At 71.2% G+C, this 16352-nt stretch carries 14 protein-coding genes and 3 tRNA genes; 14 read left to right on the top strand and 3 right to left on the bottom strand.

Features of this window, described 5'->3' with window-relative positions:
• The first annotated feature begins 6 nt into the window (after window positions 1-6).
• Both H6693_11865 and H6693_11870 read left to right on the top strand, forming a co-directional pair.
• Window positions 7-339 (top strand): DUF1844 domain-containing protein, encoded by a 333-nt coding sequence (locus H6693_11865; protein ID MCB9516881.1) that lies wholly within the window; start codon window positions 7-9, stop codon window positions 337-339.
• The gene (locus tag H6693_11870) at window positions 323-1744 is read left to right on the top strand and encodes a hypothetical protein (GenBank protein ID MCB9516882.1); all 1422 of its coding nucleotides are present in this window, start codon (window positions 323-325) and stop codon (window positions 1742-1744) included. The genes H6693_11865 and H6693_11870 overlap by 17 nt, the downstream gene beginning before the upstream one ends.
• Here H6693_11870 and mazG read toward each other — a convergent pair.
• Window positions 1741-2655: a nucleoside triphosphate pyrophosphohydrolase gene (mazG, locus tag H6693_11875; protein ID MCB9516883.1), complete on the bottom strand. Its 915-nt coding sequence runs from the start codon at window positions 2653-2655 to the stop codon at window positions 1741-1743. The genes H6693_11870 and mazG overlap by 4 nt on opposite strands.
• Before the next feature lie 112 nt (window positions 2656-2767).
• Here mazG and uvrA point away from each other — a divergent pair, with 112 nt between their 5' ends.
• From uvrA to H6693_11895, 4 genes are all read left to right on the top strand, one after another.
• Window positions 2768-5566 carry an excinuclease ABC subunit UvrA gene (gene uvrA / locus H6693_11880; protein MCB9516884.1) on the top strand — a complete coding sequence of 933 codons (2799 nt, stop codon included), beginning with the start codon at window positions 2768-2770 and terminating at the stop codon, window positions 5564-5566.
• A complete protein-coding gene (galE, locus tag H6693_11885; protein ID MCB9516885.1) occupies window positions 5563-6543 on the top strand; it encodes a UDP-glucose 4-epimerase GalE in 981 nt (326 codons plus the stop codon). The genes uvrA and galE overlap by 4 nt, the downstream gene beginning before the upstream one ends.
• A gap of 51 nt (window positions 6544-6594) precedes the next feature.
• Window positions 6595-6667 (top strand) — tRNA-Phe (locus H6693_11890).
• 161 nt (window positions 6668-6828) lie between these two features.
• Window positions 6829-7278 carry an Rrf2 family transcriptional regulator gene (locus H6693_11895; GenBank protein ID MCB9516886.1) on the top strand — a complete coding sequence of 150 codons (450 nt, stop codon included), beginning with the start codon at window positions 6829-6831 and terminating at the stop codon, window positions 7276-7278.
• Between the two features lie 70 nt (window positions 7279-7348).
• On the opposite strand, the gene H6693_11900 is transcribed toward H6693_11895, so the two are convergent.
• Entirely contained in the window at window positions 7349-7930 is a 582-nt protein-coding gene (locus H6693_11900) for a hypothetical protein (GenBank protein ID MCB9516887.1), read from the bottom strand.
• Window positions 7931-7940: 10 nt separating this feature from the next.
• Entirely contained in the window at window positions 7941-9296 is a 1356-nt protein-coding gene (locus H6693_11905) for a hypothetical protein (protein MCB9516888.1), read from the bottom strand.
• A 168-nt stretch (window positions 9297-9464) separates the two neighbouring features.
• On the opposite strand from H6693_11905, the gene H6693_11910 reads away from it, so the two are divergent.
• The 8 genes from H6693_11910 to lepA all read left to right on the top strand — a co-directional run bounded on the left by H6693_11910 (window position 9465) and on the right by lepA (window position 16346).
• Window positions 9465-9537: transfer RNA gene (locus H6693_11910), tRNA-Thr, on the top strand.
• Between the two features lie 93 nt (window positions 9538-9630).
• Window positions 9631-11022 carry a phosphoglucosamine mutase gene (glmM, locus tag H6693_11915; GenBank protein ID MCB9516889.1) on the top strand — a complete coding sequence of 464 codons (1392 nt, stop codon included), beginning with the start codon at window positions 9631-9633 and terminating at the stop codon, window positions 11020-11022.
• Window positions 11023-11111: 89 nt separating this feature from the next.
• Window positions 11112-12938 (top strand): glutamine--fructose-6-phosphate transaminase (isomerizing), encoded by a 1827-nt coding sequence (gene glmS / locus H6693_11920; protein MCB9516890.1) that lies wholly within the window; start codon window positions 11112-11114, stop codon window positions 12936-12938.
• Between the two features lie 21 nt (window positions 12939-12959).
• On the top strand, window positions 12960-13352 hold the full coding sequence (locus tag H6693_11925) for a RidA family protein (GenBank protein MCB9516891.1): 393 nt from the start codon (window positions 12960-12962) through the stop codon (window positions 13350-13352).
• A 19-nt stretch (window positions 13353-13371) separates the two neighbouring features.
• Entirely contained in the window at window positions 13372-13788 is a 417-nt protein-coding gene (locus H6693_11930) for a hypothetical protein (protein ID MCB9516892.1), read from the top strand.
• A gap of 39 nt (window positions 13789-13827) precedes the next feature.
• Window positions 13828-13925 (top strand) — tRNA-Sec (locus H6693_11935).
• Window positions 13926-13952: 27 nt separating this feature from the next.
• Complete coding sequence (locus H6693_11940; GenBank protein ID MCB9516893.1) at window positions 13953-14537, top strand: hypothetical protein; 585 nt, start codon at window positions 13953-13955, stop codon at window positions 14535-14537.
• Window positions 14538-14543: 6 nt separating this feature from the next.
• A complete protein-coding gene (gene lepA, locus H6693_11945; protein MCB9516894.1) occupies window positions 14544-16346 on the top strand; it encodes an elongation factor 4 in 1803 nt (600 codons plus the stop codon).
• Window positions 16347-16352 lie beyond the last annotated feature (6 nt).

Below are 16352 nucleotides of genomic sequence, written 5' to 3' on the forward strand. Positions count from 1 at the left end.
GCGAGCGTGAGCCAGCCCGATTCCCGCGATCTGCTCTTCCTCAGTCTCATCTTCAACCTGCAGGCCGCCGCCATGCAGCAGCTCGGGAAGATGGTCAGCCCGCTCAGCGGCAAGATCGAGCGCGACCTCGCCGCCGCGAAGCAGAGCATCGATCTGCTGGAGAGCCTCGAGCGCAAGACCCGGGGCAACCTCAGCGCCGACGAAGCGCGGGCCATGCAGGACATCCTGACCACCCTGCGCCTGAACTACGTCGACGAGCTGAAGCGCGGCGAGACGCCGGACGAGACCCCGGCACCGCCGGCGCAGAACGACGAGGCCGCCGGTGGCGCGACGTCCTGACGCGGGTCGCCGCACGCGGCGCGCCGCCGCGGCGCTGCTGATCGCCGCCGTCTGGGCGGCGCCGGCGCTCGCCGGCTTCGGCCTGCCCGAAACCCAGGGCCTCCTGCACGTGCGCAGCGACGAGACCACCGGCCTCGGCGCGCTGGGCTTCGTGCTGGGCGAGTCCTACTACTACCAGGACGTCGGGCAGAGCAGCCGCTACCACTGGTACACGATGCGGCTGGGCCTGGCGTTCGGCCTCGGCGAGGCCGGGCACGTCACCTACGACCAGCGGCTCGTCGGCCTCATGCGCTTCGCGGCGCCCCAGGACGGCGACCTGTCGGCGGCCATCGGCGACTCGGACTGGACCGCGGGCCTCGGCGACGCCGACCTCGGCCTCAAGCTCACGCTCCCGCTGCCCGGTTCGCGGCTGCATCTCGCCGCCGAGGGCGCCCTGCGCCTGCCGGTGGGGGATACGCAGCGCCGCTTCAGCAGCGAGTCGCGCGACTACGAGGCCGTGGGCATCCTCAGCGTCGATCTCCTGCGCGGGGGCAGCTTCGTGCCGACGCGACTGCATCTCAACGCCGGCATCCGCGCGAATCGCGGCCGGCTGGGCAGCGGCCTGGGGCCGACGCCCACGGCCGCGGGCTGGCAGGGCGTCTATCCGCCCTACGTGCCGGCGCTGGAGGACGGACTGTCGGAGGACCGCATCCGCCAGGGCCTCTTCGGCGTCGGCCTCGAGTTCCTCGGCACGCGGATGCGCCTCTACGGCGAGCTGAGCGTCGACCTGCTCTACCAGCTCGAGAGCGACGCGGTGATGACCCGCCGTGAGGAGCCCTGGCGCCTCGGGCTCGGCTTCCGCTCGCGGGGGCCCTGGAACCTCGAGTTCAGCGGCGGCTTCGACCTGGACCTGTCCCGCGACGACTTCGACACCGCCTTCGTGCCGGAGTACCCCGGGCTGGTCACGAGCATCGCGGTGCGCAAGGACTGGCAGGCGCTGGCCGGCGACCCCGACGGCGACGGCATCCGCGGCGACGACGACCTCTGCCCCGACCGCCCCGAGGATCTCGACGGCTTCGAGGACGCCGACGGCTGTCCCGACCCCGACAACGACCGCGACGGCGTCCCCGACCTCATCGACCTCGCGCCCAACCTGCCCGAGGACATCGACGGCTTCGAGGACGGCGACGGCCGCCCCGATCTGGACAACGACAACGACGGGATTCCCGACGACGAGGATCTCTGCCCGGATCGGCCCGAGGACTACGACGGGGTGGAGGACGACGACGGCTGTCCCGACCGCGCCAGCGCGCCGCCGCTCACGTCGCCCGGGGTCCCCGCCGCGCCTGCTCCCGCGGACTCCAGCGCCGCGCCGACGGACTCCCTGCCGCCCGCGCCCGCTCCCGGCGCGCCCGGCGCGCCCTAGTCCCCGCGCTCGCGTCCCTTGACGCGCTGCCACTCGGCCTCCATGCGCGCCAGATCGGCGTCCTCCAGCGACGTGCCCGCGGCGGCCAGCCCGGCCTCCATGGCCGCGAACCGGCGCAGGAACTTGGCGTTGGCCTGCTCGGCCACCGCTTCGGCGTCGAGGCCGAGCCAGCGGGCGAGGTTGGCGAGCACGAAGAGCACGTCGCCCAGCTCGTCGCTCGCGCGCACGAGCCCGGCGGGGTCGAGCTGCCCGCGATAGCGCGCGGAGGGGCTGGCCGTGCCGCCGGGGACGTCCGCGGGGAGAGCGGCCAGCTCACGGCGCAGCTCGGCGAGCTCCTCGTCGAGCTTCTCGAGCACGCCGGCGGGGCCGTCCCAGTCGAAGCCCACGCCCGCGGCCTTCTCCTGGTAGCGATGGCTCCGCGCCAGCGCGCCCAGGCTGCGCGGCAGCGGCTTGAGCAGCCCGGGCGGCGCGCCCTCGGCGTCGCGCTCGGCGCGCTTCACCTGCTCCCAGACGCGAAGCTGGGCGGCGCTGTCCGCCACGGGCGCGGCGAGCGCGCCGTCGGCGCCCGGAAACAGCTGCGGGTGACGGCGGCGGAGCTTGGCGTCGATGCCGTCGAGCGCCGCCTCGGCGGCGGCCTGCCCGCGGTCGCGGGCGAGGCGCTGCAGCCCGAAGAGCAGCAGGTAGGCGAGGTCGCCGAGCTCGGCGACCGTGCCGGCGGGGTCATCCTGCTCGCAGGCCTCGAGCCATTCGTGGCCCTCGTCGATCAGGTGGCGCGCCAGGTCGGGGAGGCGCTGCTCCCGGTCCCACGGGCAGCCGTCCGGCGCGAGGAGGCGGTCCAGCGTGCCCCAGAGCCGGGCGAGCGCCGCGTCGGGGAGGCGGGGGGCATCGTGCGCGTCGGGTCGAGTGGACATGGCGCACACCCTAGCACGGCGCGCCCGCGGGCTCAATCGCGCCCGCGCGCGCGTTGACGCTCCCGTCCCGGCGCGCTAAGCTCACGGATCACGCTGGAGGCCGCTGGAAAGCATGGACACCATCCGCATCCGGGGCGCTCGGGAGAACAACCTGCGCAACCTGGACCTCGACCTGCCGCGGCAGCGCCTGGTGGTCATCTCCGGACCCAGCGGCTCCGGCAAGAGCAGCCTGCTCTTCGACACGCTCTACGCCGAGGGCCAGCGGCGCTACGTGGAAAGCCTGTCCACCTACACGCGGCAGTTCCTCGAGCGGCTGCGTCGGCCCGAGCTCGACGCCCTGGAGGGCATCGGGCCGGCCGTGGCCATCCGCCAGCAGAACAGCGTGCAGCACGGCCGCTCCACCGTGGCCACCTACACCGAGATCGCCGACTTCCTGCGCGTGCTCTTCGCGCGCGCGGGCACGCTGCACTGCCCGCGCTGCGGGGCGGTGGTGGAGCGCGAGGAGCCGTCGGTGCTGGCCGAGCGTCTGCTGACCCGCCACCCCGACCGCCTGGTCCAGCTCGCCTTTCCCCACCGCGTCGGCGCGAGCCAGAGCGGTGAGCAGGTGCGGGAGATCCTGCTCGCCCGCGGCTACAGCCGCGCGCGGGTGGCCGGGAGCGTGACACGTCTCGAGGACGCCCCCGCCGAGGGCCTGGCCGAGGGGCCGCTGCCCGTCGTCGTGGATCGCCTGCGCCTGGACCCCGAGTCGAGAAGCCGGCTGGCCGAGGCCCTGGAGACGGCCTTCCGCGAAGGCGACGGCCGCCTGCTCGTGCTGGACGAGCGCGGCGACGAACTCTCGCGCCACGCCGAGGGGGCCATCTGCGGGAACTGCGATCTCGAGCTGCCGGAGCCGCGGCCGTCCTTCTTCTCGTTTCAACTCGCGGAGGGCGCGTGCCCGGACTGCCGCGGCTACGGCAACCAGCTCGAGTTCGATCGCCACAAGCTGGTGCCGCAGCCCTCGCTGAGCCTGGCCGAGGGCGCGCTCGCGCCCTGGGCGTCGCCGCGTTTCGCGCGCTTCCAGCAGCGGGCGCTGGAGTTCAGCCGCGTGGTGGGCATCCCCACCAAGCGGCCCTGGGCCGAGCTGAGCGCGGCGCAGCAGCAGCTGCTGATCGAGGGCGGCCGCGGCTTCAAGGGCGTGCTCCCCTGGCTGGAGTCGCTGCGGGGCAAGTCCTACAAGAAGTACGCGCGCTTCTACTCGCGACGCTTCATGGCCGAACGGATCTGCGAGACCTGCGGCGGCAGCCGCCTGCGGCCCGAGGTGCGTCAGGTGCGCCTGGGCGAGTGGACGCTGCCCGACCTCTATCGCCTCAGCCTGGGCGAGGTCGCCGAGGCGCTGGGGGCGCTCGCGCTGGACGCCCCCGCGCACGGCGTGGAGCGCGTGCTGGAGGAACTCGAGGCGCGCCTCCACTTCCTGCTGCACATGGGGCTGCACTACCTGGGACTCGATCGCGCCACGCGCACGCTCTCCGGGGGCGAGTTCCAGCGCATCCACCTGGCGAACGCGCTGGGCAGCCATCTCACCGACACGCTCTACGCCCTGGACGAACCCACCGTGGGCCTGCACCCGCGGGACACGGACCGCCTGCTCACCACGCTGCTCGCCCTGCGGGACGCGGGCAACAGCGTGATGGTGGTGGAGCACGATCTCGAGGTGATCCGCCGGGCCGACCAGCTCGTCGACCTGGGCCCGGGCAGCGGCGCGCGCGGGGGCGAGGTGGTCTATCAGGGCCCGGTGTCCGAGCTGGCGACGGTGTCGCCCGATCACCCCTCGGCCACGCTGCGCTGCCTCGCGGGCGTCGAGCCGCTGGGCTTCATCGACCGGCGCCGGCGGCCGTCGCGGGGCAGCATCGTGCTCGAGGGCGTGACCAAGCACAACCTCGTGGACGTGAGCGCGGAGTTCCCGCTGGGCCGCCTGGTGGTGGTGACCGGCGTCAGCGGCTCGGGCAAGAGCACGCTGGTGTCGGACGTGCTCGTGCAGGCGCTGTCGAGTCCCGACGGTCCGCGGCCCGGCGATCCGTGGAAGCGCCTGCGCGGCGCGGACCGCCTCCACGGCTTTCGCGTGGTGGACCAGAGCCCGGTCGGCAAGAGCCCGCGCAGCAATCCGGCCACCTATCTCGGCGCCTTCCAGTTCATCCGCGAGCTCTACGCCCAGGCGGCGCGCGAGCAGCGGCTGCGTCTGGGCGCGGAGCACTTCTCCTTCAACAGCAAGGAAGGGCGCTGCCCCGAGTGCAAGGGCCTGGGCTCCGTGAAGCTGGAGATGGTCTTCATGGCCGATCTCTACGTGCCCTGCGAGGCCTGCGGCGGCACGCGCTTCCGTCCCGAGTCCCTGGCCGTGCGCTACAAGGGGCGGAGCATCGCCGAGGCGCTGGACATGACGGTGGACGAGGCCATCCAGTTCTTCGCCGGCCATCACGCGCTCGGCGAGCGGCTCTGGATGCTCCACCGCGTGGGGCTCGGCTACCTGCGTCTGGGCCAGGGCGCGAGCACGCTGTCCGGCGGCGAGAGCCAGCGGCTCAAGATCGCGCGCGAGCTGGCCTCGGCCGGCAGCGAGCGGAACCTCTACATCCTCGACGAGCCCACCACCGGCCTGCACCCGCTCGACGTGCGCCAGCTGCTGGCCGTCTTCCAGCGGCTGCTGAAGGCGGGGCACTCGCTGATCGTCGTCGAGCACAACCTGCAGGTGATCATGGCGGCCGACGTGGTGCTGGACCTGGGGCCGGAGGGGGGCAGCGGCGGCGGGCGCATCGTGGCCCAGGGGGACCCGGCCGCCATCGCGGGGACGCCGGCGTCCATCACCGGGCGCTATCTCGCGCCCATGCTGGCCGCCCAGGCTGCGGAGACGGACCTCGAGGACGAGGAGGAGGACGCATGAAGATCCTGGTGATCGGCGGCGCGGGCTACATCGGCGGCGCGTTCGTGCGGGCGGCGCTGTCGGCGGGGCACACCCCTCTGGTGCTGGACAACCTGAGCACGGGGCATCGGGACGCGGTGCCCGAGGGCGTGGCGTTCACGGCCGGCGACCTCAGGGAGCGCCGCGCGCTGGATCCGCTGCTCGCCGAGGCGGAGGCGGTGGTGCACTTCGCGGCGAAGAGCATCGTCAGCGAGTCGATGGCGGACCCGGTGGGCTACTACCGCGAGAATCTGGGCGGCTTCCTCGCGCTGCTGGAGGGCCTCGAGCGCTCGGGTCCGCGGCCGCTGGTCTTCTCCTCGTCGGCCGCCGTCTACGGCCAGGGGGAGGGGCGGCCGCTCGTGGAGGACGCTCCCTGCCGCCCGGTGAACCCCTACGGCGGCACGAAGCTCGCCATGGAGCAGACGCTGGTCCACGCCGCGGGCCGCCTGGGCCTGCGCTACTTCTCGCTGCGCTACTTCAACGCCGCGGGCGGCGTGCCGGGTCACGGCGAGCGCCACGACCCCGAGACTCACCTGATCCCGCTGGCCCTCGAGGCGGCGCAGGGCCGCCGGACGCTCACCCTCTACGGCGACGACTACCCCACGCCCGACGGCAGCTGCATCCGCGACTACATCCACATCGCGGACCTGGCCGAGGCCCACCTGGCGGCCCTGGAGCGCCTGGCCGCCACCGAGGGCGACGATCCCAGCGGTCCCGTGAACCTGGGCACCGGCCACGGGCAGTCGGTCAAGGAGGTGCTCGCCTGCGTGGAGCGGGTGACGGGCCGGCCGTTGCCGGTCAGCGTGGGGCCCCGGCGCGAGGGCGACCCCGCCCTCCTGGTGGCGGCGGTGGACCGGGCCGCGGAGCGCCTCGGCTGGCGCGCCCGGCGTCCGGATCTGGACGACATCGTGGGCTCGGCGTGGGAATGGCAGCAGGGACGCGGAATTGCGGACACCTGAATCGCTTGCCGGTTGACACCGCCTGCCGCCTGTGTTTGTTTAGCTCGCGCCGCGAAGGTAGCTCAGTCGGTAGAGCAGCGGACTGAAAATCCGCGTGTCGGCGGTTCAACTCCGTCCCTTCGCACCTCGACGCCGGTCCTCCCGCGGGCCGGCGTTTCCCATTGTGACCCGCCGTCCCTGTTGAGGCTCGATTCTCATCTGGCCCATTGACAAGCTTGCGGAATTGGTTTAGGTTAAGGGTTAGCGGACTTCTAACTCCTAATACCCTCTCCCCAAGGGGCGGCAATGATTCTCTCGAGAGCGAGCGAGTATGCGATCCGGGCCATGGTGTACATGGCGGGACGTGAAGCGGATGGACCGGTCCAGCTCAAGGAGATCGCGGAGTCCGAGAACATCCCGTTCCACTTCCTCGCCAAGACGATGCAGGTGCTGACGCGGATTCGTCTGGTGAAGTCCTTTCGCGGCCCGCACGGGGGATTCATGCTCATGCGGCCCGCGAACGAGATCTACCTGTACGAGATCGTCAACGCCTTCGATGCGATCAGCCAGTGGGACACGACCTGCGTCCTGGGCATCAATCCCTGCTCGGACGACGTGATCTGTCCCATCCACGACGACTGGAAGCCGATCAAGGAAGGAATCTTCGAGCTCTTCAGGACGCGGAACCTGGAGAGTCTGGTCGGCAAGCTCGAGGAAAAGCGGCAAAAGCTCCGCGAGCTGGGTCTGACGGGCTGACGGGTGGTGGCTCGTGGTCTAGAGGCGGCCTCGCGCGTGGAGGCCGCCTCGCTTTTTGGGGGCAGGCCCGCTAGAACAGATCTTCCCGGCCCACCGCGCGCAGGTGCAGCCGCGTGAGCAGCGCGTCGCCGTCCACCGCGCCCGTGCCCGACAGGTGGTCCAGCCGGAAGAGCAGACCCACGTAGACCGTATCGTGCTGCTGGAACAGGTCGAGGAAGCCGTCCGCGCTGAAGACCTGCTCCAGCGTGTTGACCTCGCCGCCGTTCAGCGTCCCCTCCAGCGAGACCAGGCGATTCGCCGTGTCCCAGAAGCTGGCGGGATCGTCGTCCGCGGCCACGTAGACGTCCATGCGCGCGCGCATGTTCACCGCCCCGATGACGTTCGTGTTGTCCAGCATCAGCTGCATGTCGACGCTGAGGGACTCGAGGGCCAGGGCGTCGCGCAGGCCCGAGGGCGTCTCGACTTCCTCGATGGGACTCGGCGTCTCGCTGAACTCGCCGGGCAGCACGAGGTAGGTGAAGCTGCGGTCGGCCTCGTCGATGAAGCTGTCCAGATCCAGGTTGATGGTGGTGCGGTTGCCGCCGCAGGCCAGCCCCAGGGGCAGGAGCAGCGTGGCGAGCGCGGCGGATCGGCGCATGCGGTGCCAGTTCATGGTCGCCCTCCTACAGGCTGAGGCTGAAGCCCAGGGCGAGCCCGCGCTCGTCCTGGATGTAGCGGCTGTGCGTTTCCAGCGCGAGATCGAGGCTGACCCCGCCGAGCTGGCGACCCACGCCAGTGGAGAACTGCCACTGGCTGCGGGCGTCGCGGCTCGTGCCCGCGCGCAGGGCCCAGTCGCCCACGCGATACTCGCCGCCCAGGTGGAGGCTGTTCGCCCAGGGGCGCACGCGCCATTCGCCCAGGAGCAGCATCGGGCCCTCGGCGTAGGCGGCGCTGAAGGTCCACAGCGCGTCCAGGTGATAGGTGTAGCTCTCCCCCTCGGCCAGCGTGGTCGTGACGGTCTCGCTGTCGCCGGTGACGTCGTCGGTCACCAGCTCCTGCTGCTCCAGCGTCGTGTCGCCGAAGCGCATGCTGCCGGCGATGTCGCGCACGCCGACGCCCAGGTCCCAGGGGCCCTGGCGCAGGAGCACGCCCAGGTCGAGCGCCACGCCGGGCGCGAACCCGGCGCCGCTGCGCAGATGGCTGAGCTGCTCGACGTCGAGCGTCTCGGAGGCGAAGAGCGAGTCGCCGGTGAGCACGGCCACGTCGATGTCGCCGACCGCCATGCCGAAGCCGGTGAGGAGCTTGGGGGCGACGCCGATGTAGACGTCCCGCGGCGCGGCCTCACGGTTCACCCGCCGCGCCCAGAGCAGCTTCCAGGCGAGGCCGCCGGCGGCGGCCATGTCGCCGTCCATGGCGTAGCGCGAGGACGGCTTCAGCGAGTCGCCCCCGGCCAGCAGGCCGTAGAAGGCGTCGTCGAGGGCGGTCTCGAGGCGCAGGTCGAGGTAGGGATTCACCTGCAGGCGCCAGCGGCCGGTCTCGCCGACCGGGCCGCCCAGCCCGACGCTGTACTGGTCGAGCCGCGTGCCCGTGTCGACGGGGTCCTGGGGCAGGATCAGGTGGGCGTCCTCCCAGTAGACGCGCAGGTGCTCCTGGCCCACGTCGATGGTCACGTCGCCATCGAGCGGGTCGGGCTTGCGCAGCTCCAGGTGCAGCGGGGGATTGCTGATCAGGTTGGCCAGCCGGACGGGGTCGAAGGCGTCGTCGTCGGGGTTCAGCTCCTGGGTGTCGTGAAAGAGCGTGAACAGCCCCAGCGGCAGGGGAATGCTGCCGCCCCAGTCCGAGGGGCGGGCCGGCACCGCCGCGTAGGCGGGGTTGTCGGCCACCAGGTGGCCGGGCCCGGGGGCGTGGACGCCGCCCATGGCCATCCGGCGAGCGTCCATGAGCAGCGCCTGGGCGGAGCCCGCGGACAGGGCCAGCAGGCCCGACGCGGCGAGCAGCGCCATGGCGAAGACCGTGCGAACTGAGATCCGTCGCGGCATCATGCGATCCCTCCTCCTTGCACGTCCCATCCCGTCGCGGAGCACGAGGCCTCAGGCGTTCCCGTGTCCGGCGGAGTATGGGCGCGAAAGTCCCGGAGGGCAAGATCGCCGCCGAACTCTTGACTTCGGCCCCGCGCCTCCCCACTATAACCCCGCTTTGGGCGTTTGGCTGGCGTAGCTCAGCTGGTAGAGCAACGCACTCGTAATGCGTAGGTCCGCGGTTCGAATCCGCGCGCCAGCTCCTGGTCCTTCGGGGCACACTCGTGGCCGTCCGGCGGGGCGGCCCTTTGCATTTCGGCCCTGACCGGGCCTTTTCCCGCAGCAAGGAGTCGCCGTGTCCTCGAGTCCCCTGATGGTGAGCGTTTCCGGGATCCGCGGCATCGTGGGCGGAAGCCTGCACCCCGAGGCCATCGTCCGCTACACGGCCGCCTACGCCACCTGGCTCCGGCGCCGCGGCGCGGCCGCGGGCACCCCGGTCGTGGTGGGACGCGACGGACGTCCCAGCGGGCGCATGGTGCTCGACCTGGTCAAGGGCGTGCTCTCTGCCGCGGGGCTGGAGGCGGTGGACCTCGGCGTCTCCACGACGCCCGGAACGGCCATGGCCGTGGGCGCGCAGCGGGCGGCGGGGGGGATCGTCATCACGGCCAGCCACAACCCGGCGCCGTGGAACGCGCTCAAGTTCCTCGACGACGCCGGCGACTTCCTCGCGCCGGCCCTCGGCCAGGAGGTGCTGGCCGTGGAGGCGTCCGGGGACTTCCACTGGGAAGGCCACGCGGGCCTGGGCGGCTTCCGCCGCTGGACCGACGCCAACCGCCACCATGTCGACGCCATTCTCGCCCTGCCCGCCGTGGAACCGGCCGCCATCGCGGCGCGCGGCTTCCGCGCCGTGGTGGACGCGGTCAACGCCTCCGGCAGCGAGGCCATGCCGCTGCTCCTGGACGCGCTGGGCGTGGGCTGCAGCAAGCTCTACTGCGACGGCAGCGGCGACTTCCCGCACAACCCCGAGCCCACGCCGGCCCACCTGGCCGACCTCGCCGCCGCCGTGCGCGCGGAGAAAGCGGACCTGGGCCTGGCCGTGGATCCCGACAGCGACCGCCTCGTCCTCGTGGACGAGAACGGCCGCGTCCTCTCCGAGGAGCTCACGCTGGCCCTCGCCGTGGACTACTACCTGGGCACGCGGCCGGGCCCCGTGGCCGCCAACCTGAGCACGAGCCGCCGCATCGACGACGTCGCCGCCCGCCACCGCCAGGTCTGCCACCGCTCGCCGGTGGGCGAGGCCCACGTGGTGGCGGCCATGCGCGCGGCCGGCGCGGTGATCGGCGGCGAGGGCAACGGCGGCGTGATCCTGCCCGAGCTGCACGCCGGGCGCGACGGCCTGGTGGGCACGGCCCTCGTGCTGGCGGCGATGGCGTCCACCGGGCGACCGCTTTCCGCCCTGGCCGACGCGCTGCCCGACTACCGGATGGAGAAGCGCCGCCTCGACCTGGCGGCGCGCGTGGATTCCGCGCGGCTCGTGGAGCTCGCGACGCGCCACTTCGACGGCGCCGCGCTGGACACGCGCGACGGCGTGAAGGCCAGCTACGGCGAGGGCTGGATCCACGTGCGCGCGTCCAACACCGAGGCGATCCTGCGGCTCATCGGCGAGTCCGAGGACGGCGCGTGGCTGAAGCGGCGCTTAGACGACGCGGAGGTCTTCTTCTCCGGCGCGCTCGCGGGCGGGGACTGAGCGTCCGGGATTTCTGTTGAGGCTCCGGGGCAGGGGACCGATACTCTAGCGAACCCTGCGGCTGCGAACCCCAAACGACGAGGCAGACAATGTGCGGAATCATCGGATACGTTGGGGCGCGACCGGCGCTGCCCATCCTCATCGCGGGGCTCAAGCGCCTGGAGTACCGGGGCTACGATTCGGCGGGCGTGGCGCTGCACGAGTCGGACGGCCTGACCGTCGTCAAGGCCGAGGGCAAGATCGCCAACCTCGAGTCCATCCTGCGTGACGGCAGCTACGACGCGACCCTGGGCATCGCCCACACCCGCTGGGCCACGCACGGCCCTCCGACGCGGGACAACGCGCACCCGCACACCGACGAGGCCGGCGGCCTGGCTCTGGTGCACAACGGCATCGTGGAGAACTTCCAGTTCCTGCGCCGCTACCTCAAGGAGCAGGGCATCGAGCCCCGCAGCGACACGGACACCGAGGTGCTCGCGCTGCTCATCTCGCACTACTACGACGGCAGCCTCGAGCAGGCCGTGCGACGCGCGCTCTCGATCGTGGAGGGCACCTACGGCATCGCCGTGATGCACCGCGACCACCCGCGCAAGCTCGTCGGCGCGCGCAACGGCAGCCCGATGGTGGTGGGCATCGGCGACGGCGAGTTCTTTCTCGCCAGCGACGTCGCCGCGATCCTCGCGCACACGCGCCAGGTGATCTACCTCGACGACCACGAGATGGTCGTGATCGACGACGACAGCTTCGCCACCAAGACCATCCGCAACGAGACGGTGGAGAAGAGCGTCCACGAGGTGACCTGGGACCTGGAGAGCATCGAGAAGGGCGGCTACTCGCACTTCATGCTCAAGGAGATCTACGAGCAGCCCGCCACCATCCGCAACTCCTTCCGCGGGCGCCTGCTGCTCGAGGAGGGCAAGGCCAAGCTGGGCGGGCTCATCCACAACCTGGACGAGCTGCGCGCGGCGGACCGCATCATCTTCCTGGCCTGCGGCACGAGCTGGCACGCGGCGCTGATCGGCGAGTACATGATCGAGCGCCTGGCGCGCATCCCGGTGGAGGTGGAGTACGCCTCCGAGTTCCGCTACCGGAACCCGATCATCAGCGACCGCAACATCGCCTGGTCGATCAGCCAGTCCGGCGAGACCGTGGACACCCTGGCCGCCATGCGCGAGGCGCGGACGAAGGGCGCGAAGGCCCTCGGGCTGGTCAACGTGGTGGGCAGCACGATCGCGCGCGAGAGCGACGGCGGCGTCTACATCCACGCGGGGCCGGAGATCGGCGTGGCCAGCACCAAGGCCTTCACGAGCCAGGTGACGGTGCTCGCCATCATCACCCTGCTCCTGGGCCGCATGCGCAACATGTCGAAGGATCAGGGCCAGGAGCTGGTGCGCGAGCTGGAGGCGATTCCGGCCAAGGTGGAGGCGATCCTGGGCATGGATCGCCAGATCCGCGAGATCGCCGAGATCTACGCCAACGCGAACAACTTCCTCTACCTGGGCCGAGGGATCAACTTCCCGGTGGCGCTGGAGGGGGCGCTGAAGCTGAAGGAGATCTCCTACGTGCACGCGGAGGGCTACCCCGCCGCGGAGATGAAGCACGGACCGATCGCGCTGATCGACGAGAACATGCCCGTGGTCTTCGTCAGCCCGCGCGGCGGCAGCAACGAGAAGATCCTGGGCAACATGGAAGAGGTGCGCGCGCGCAAGGGGCGGATCATCGCCGTGGTCAACCAGGGCGACACCGCGGCGGCGGCGCTGGCCGACCACGTGATCTCGATCCCCGAGACGGTGGAGTACCTCTCGCCGCTGCTCACGGTCGTCCCGCTGCAGCTGCTCGCCTACCACATCGCGATCCTGCGAGGCTGCAACGTGGATCAGCCGCGCAACCTGGCCAAGAGCGTCACGGTCGAGTAGCGGGGCGCAAGGGAGAAGCACATGAAGCGGGAGATCCTCAGCACGGGCGACGCGCCCGCGGCCATCGGTCCGTACAGCCAGGCCGTCCGCGCGGGCGGCTTCGTCTTCACCGCCGGCCAGGTGCCGCTGGACCCGGCCACGGGCAAGCTCGTGACCGGCGGCATCGAGGAGCAGACCCGCCGCGTGATGAAGAATCTCGGCGCCGTCCTCGCCGCGGCCGGGCTCGGCTTTGACGCGGTGCTCAAGACCACCGTATATCTCCTGGACCTGGGGGAGTTCGCCGTCTTCAACGGCGTCTACGGCGAGTACTTCGCGGGGATCGCGCCACCGGCCCGCTCCACGGTGCAGGTGGCCGCACTTCCCCTGGGAGCACGGGTCGAGATCGAGCTCGTGGCCGCGTTCCCCGCCGACTGATGCCCGAGGAGGCACGGAGATGGGACCGTCCTGGCGTTCGCTTGCGGCGGCGGTGCTGCTCCTGGGGACAGCGGTCATGGGCTGCAAGGATGCCGAGGCACCCCAGCCAGACCCCGACGTGGTGGCCATACGGCGGATGATCGGGGACTGGGAGCGGTCGATGGAGTTGGACGACGAGCCGGCGCTGCAGCCGCTCTTCGAGGGGGGCTACTGGCCGCACGCGCGCTCTCGCTACGTGATGTCCATCGTGGGCGGACATTCGCTGCGGGTGACGGACGTCGAAATCGAGGTCGGAGTGCAGCATGAGCAGGCCGTCGTGAGCTTCCAGTTCAGCGATCTCACGGACCACCACGGCTGGGCGGCGACCTGGATGCTCACCCTGCACCAGGCCTGGCTCGTGAGCGAGGAGTACGTGAGCTGTCTCGACTGCTGGTGACTTCGCTGCCAGCGAAGATCTGGGTCAATGTTGTCTCGTGGGAGTGGATGGGTCCTGGTGGGCCCCGAGGACTTCAAATCCTTCTGCCGGGTGCTAATCCCATCCGGGGTGGGTTCGATTCCCACGCATTCCCGCCATTTTCACTCCCCCGCTGGCGAGGTGCCATGCGCGCGCTGCTGATCGTCCTCCTGCTCCTGGCCCTCGCGCCGGCGGACGTGCGCGCGCAGAGCGCGGACTCGTCACCACAGGCTGCGGGCCAGGACCGGGCGCCAGGGCCGGATGCGCCGCCGCCCCGCGTGCCCCTGCCGCCGCCGCCGGGACCGCGCAACGCGCGCCTGGCCATGGGCGCGAGCACGCTCTTTCCGGGCCTCGGCCAGCTCTACAACGAGGAAGGGCTGCGCACGCTGGTGGTGTTCAGCTGGGAGGCCTACTACCTCTCCGTCATCCTGCGCGAGGGCCAGCGCGCCGACCTCTACAAGCGCCACGCCGCCGCGCTCGGGCCGGGGGAGACCTGGCTGGGCCTGGACCACGACGCCCTGCGCGCCCGCTTCGCGTCCCATGAACAGCGGCAGACGGACTACGTCTGGTACACCGGCGCGCTGCTGCTGGCGAGCATCCTCGACGCCTACGTCTTCGCCAACCTCCACGACTTCGAGACCGACGACATCCGCGGTCGGCGCGCCGCGCTGCTGCCCACCTTCGACACCGACCAGCACAGCGTGGGCCTGGCGCTCCGCTGGCGCTTCTAGGGCGCCATGTCCGCACTCGAGAGCATCCGCAACTTCTGCATCATCGCGCACATCGACCACGGCAAGAGCACGCTGGCCGACCGCCTGCTCGAGCTCACCGGCACCCTGGCGGGGCGGCAGATGCAGGACCAGGTCCTGGACAGCATGGACCTGGAGCGCGAGCGCGGCATCACGATCAAGAGCCATCCCATCGCCATGAACTACCGCGGGCAGGACGGCCAGGAGTACCGGCTCAACCTCATCGACACGCCCGGCCACGTGGACTTCAGCTACGAGGTCAGCCGCAGCCTCGCCGCCTGCGAAGGCGCGATCCTCGTGGTGGACGCGGCCCAGGGCGTCGAGGCGCAGACGCTGGCGAACCTCTACCTCGCGATGGAGAACGACCTCGCGATCCTGCCGGTCATCAACAAGATCGACCTGCCCACGGCCCGCACGGACGAGGTGCGCGAGGAGATCGAGCGCATCCTGGGCGTGGACGGCGAGGACATCCTCGCCGTGAGCGCCAAGACCGGCCTCGGCGTGCCCGCGCTCCTCGAGGCCATCGTCGAGCGCCTGCCCTCGCCGCCGGACCACCGGGACGCGCCCGCGCGCGCGCTCATCTTCGACTCGAGCTACGACAGCTACCTCGGGGCGGTGGCCACCGTGCGCGTGATGGAAGGCGGCCTCGCCAAGGGCGACCGCGTGCGCTTCCTCAACACCAAGCGCGAGTACGAGCTGCTGGAGCTGGGGCGCTTCGTGATGGGCCGGCGGCCGACGCCGCGCCTCGACTGCGGCGAGGTGGGCTATGCCATCACCGGCGCGAAGGAAGTGAAGTACGTCCAGGTGGGCGACACGCTGGCCGCGGCGACCAACCCGCCGCAGCTGCCGCTGCCGGGCTATCGGCGCGCGAAGCCGATGGTCTTCAGCGGTCTCTACCCGGTGCAGAGCGAGGACTACGAGGACCTGCGCGAGGCGCTGCTGAAGCTGCAGCTGAACGACTCGGCCATCAGCTTCGAGCCCGAGAGCAGCTCGGCGCTCGGCTTCGGTTTCCGCTGCGGCTTTCTCGGGCTGCTGCACATGGAGATCGTCCAGGAGCGCCTCGAGCGCGAGTTCCAGCTCACCCTGATCGCGACCTTGCCCAACGTGGAGTATCATGCCACGCTGCGCGACGGCTCCGAGACCGTGGTGTCCAACCCGGCCCAGATGCCCGACCCGGCCACGCTGGCGACGATCAGCGAGCCGATGGTGCGCGGGACCATCTACACGCCGGCGGAGACGGTGGGTGCGGTGATGAAGCTGTGCATCGAGCGCCGGGGCGTCCAGGAGGGCATGAGTTACCTGGACGGGACCCGCGTGGAGCTCCATTTCCGCCTGCCCCTCGCCGAGGTGGTGGTGGACTTCTACGATCGGCTCAAGAACTGCACCCGGGGGCACGCCAGCTTCGACTACGAGTACGCGGCGCACGCGGTCAGCGATCTGGTCAAGCTGAGCGTGCTGGTGAACGGCGAGGCCGTGGACGCGCTGTCGAGCATCGTGCACCGGGACAAGGCGCAGGCCTGGGGCCGGCTGCTCATCGAGAAGCTGAGGGAGGAGATCCCCCGGCAGCTCTTCGAGGTGGCGCTGCAGGCGGCGGTGGGAGGCAAGATCGTGGCGCGGACGAACATCAGCGCGCTGCGCAAGAACGTCACGGCCAAGTGCTACGGCGGCGACATCACCCGCAAGCGCAAGCTCCTGGAGAAGCAGCGCGAGGGCAAGCGCCGCATGAAGCAGGTGGGCAACGTGGAGATTCCCCAGGACGCGTTCCTGGCGGTGCTCAAGATGGAAAGGTAGGCGACG

This window comes from Candidatus Latescibacterota bacterium (genome assembly GCA_020633725.1).
In the GTDB taxonomy this organism is placed as follows: Bacteria; Krumholzibacteriota; Krumholzibacteriia; order JACNKJ01; family JACNKJ01; genus VGXI01.

Excerpts from the sequence above, each read along its gene's own strand:
- mazG (MCB9516883.1), bottom strand. The coding sequence starts at position 2,655 with ATGTCCACTCGACCCGACGCGCACGATGCCCCCCGCCTCCCCGACGCG.
- uvrA (MCB9516884.1), top strand. The coding sequence starts at position 2,768 with ATGGACACCATCCGCATCCGGGGCGCTCGGGAGAACAACCTGCGCAAC.
- galE (MCB9516885.1), top strand. The coding sequence starts at position 5,563 with ATGAAGATCCTGGTGATCGGCGGCGCGGGCTACATCGGCGGCGCGTTC.
- H6693_11895 (MCB9516886.1), top strand. The coding sequence starts at position 6,829 with ATGATTCTCTCGAGAGCGAGCGAGTATGCGATCCGGGCCATGGTGTAC.
- H6693_11900 (MCB9516887.1), bottom strand. The coding sequence starts at position 7,930 with ATGAACTGGCACCGCATGCGCCGATCCGCCGCGCTCGCCACGCTGCTC.
- H6693_11905 (MCB9516888.1), bottom strand. The coding sequence starts at position 9,296 with ATGCCGCGACGGATCTCAGTTCGCACGGTCTTCGCCATGGCGCTGCTC.
- glmS (MCB9516890.1), top strand. The coding sequence starts at position 11,112 with ATGTGCGGAATCATCGGATACGTTGGGGCGCGACCGGCGCTGCCCATC.
- H6693_11925 (MCB9516891.1), top strand. The coding sequence starts at position 12,960 with ATGAAGCGGGAGATCCTCAGCACGGGCGACGCGCCCGCGGCCATCGGT.
- H6693_11930 (MCB9516892.1), top strand. The coding sequence starts at position 13,372 with ATGGGACCGTCCTGGCGTTCGCTTGCGGCGGCGGTGCTGCTCCTGGGG.
- H6693_11940 (MCB9516893.1), top strand. The coding sequence starts at position 13,953 with ATGCGCGCGCTGCTGATCGTCCTCCTGCTCCTGGCCCTCGCGCCGGCG.
- lepA (MCB9516894.1), top strand. The coding sequence starts at position 14,544 with ATGTCCGCACTCGAGAGCATCCGCAACTTCTGCATCATCGCGCACATC.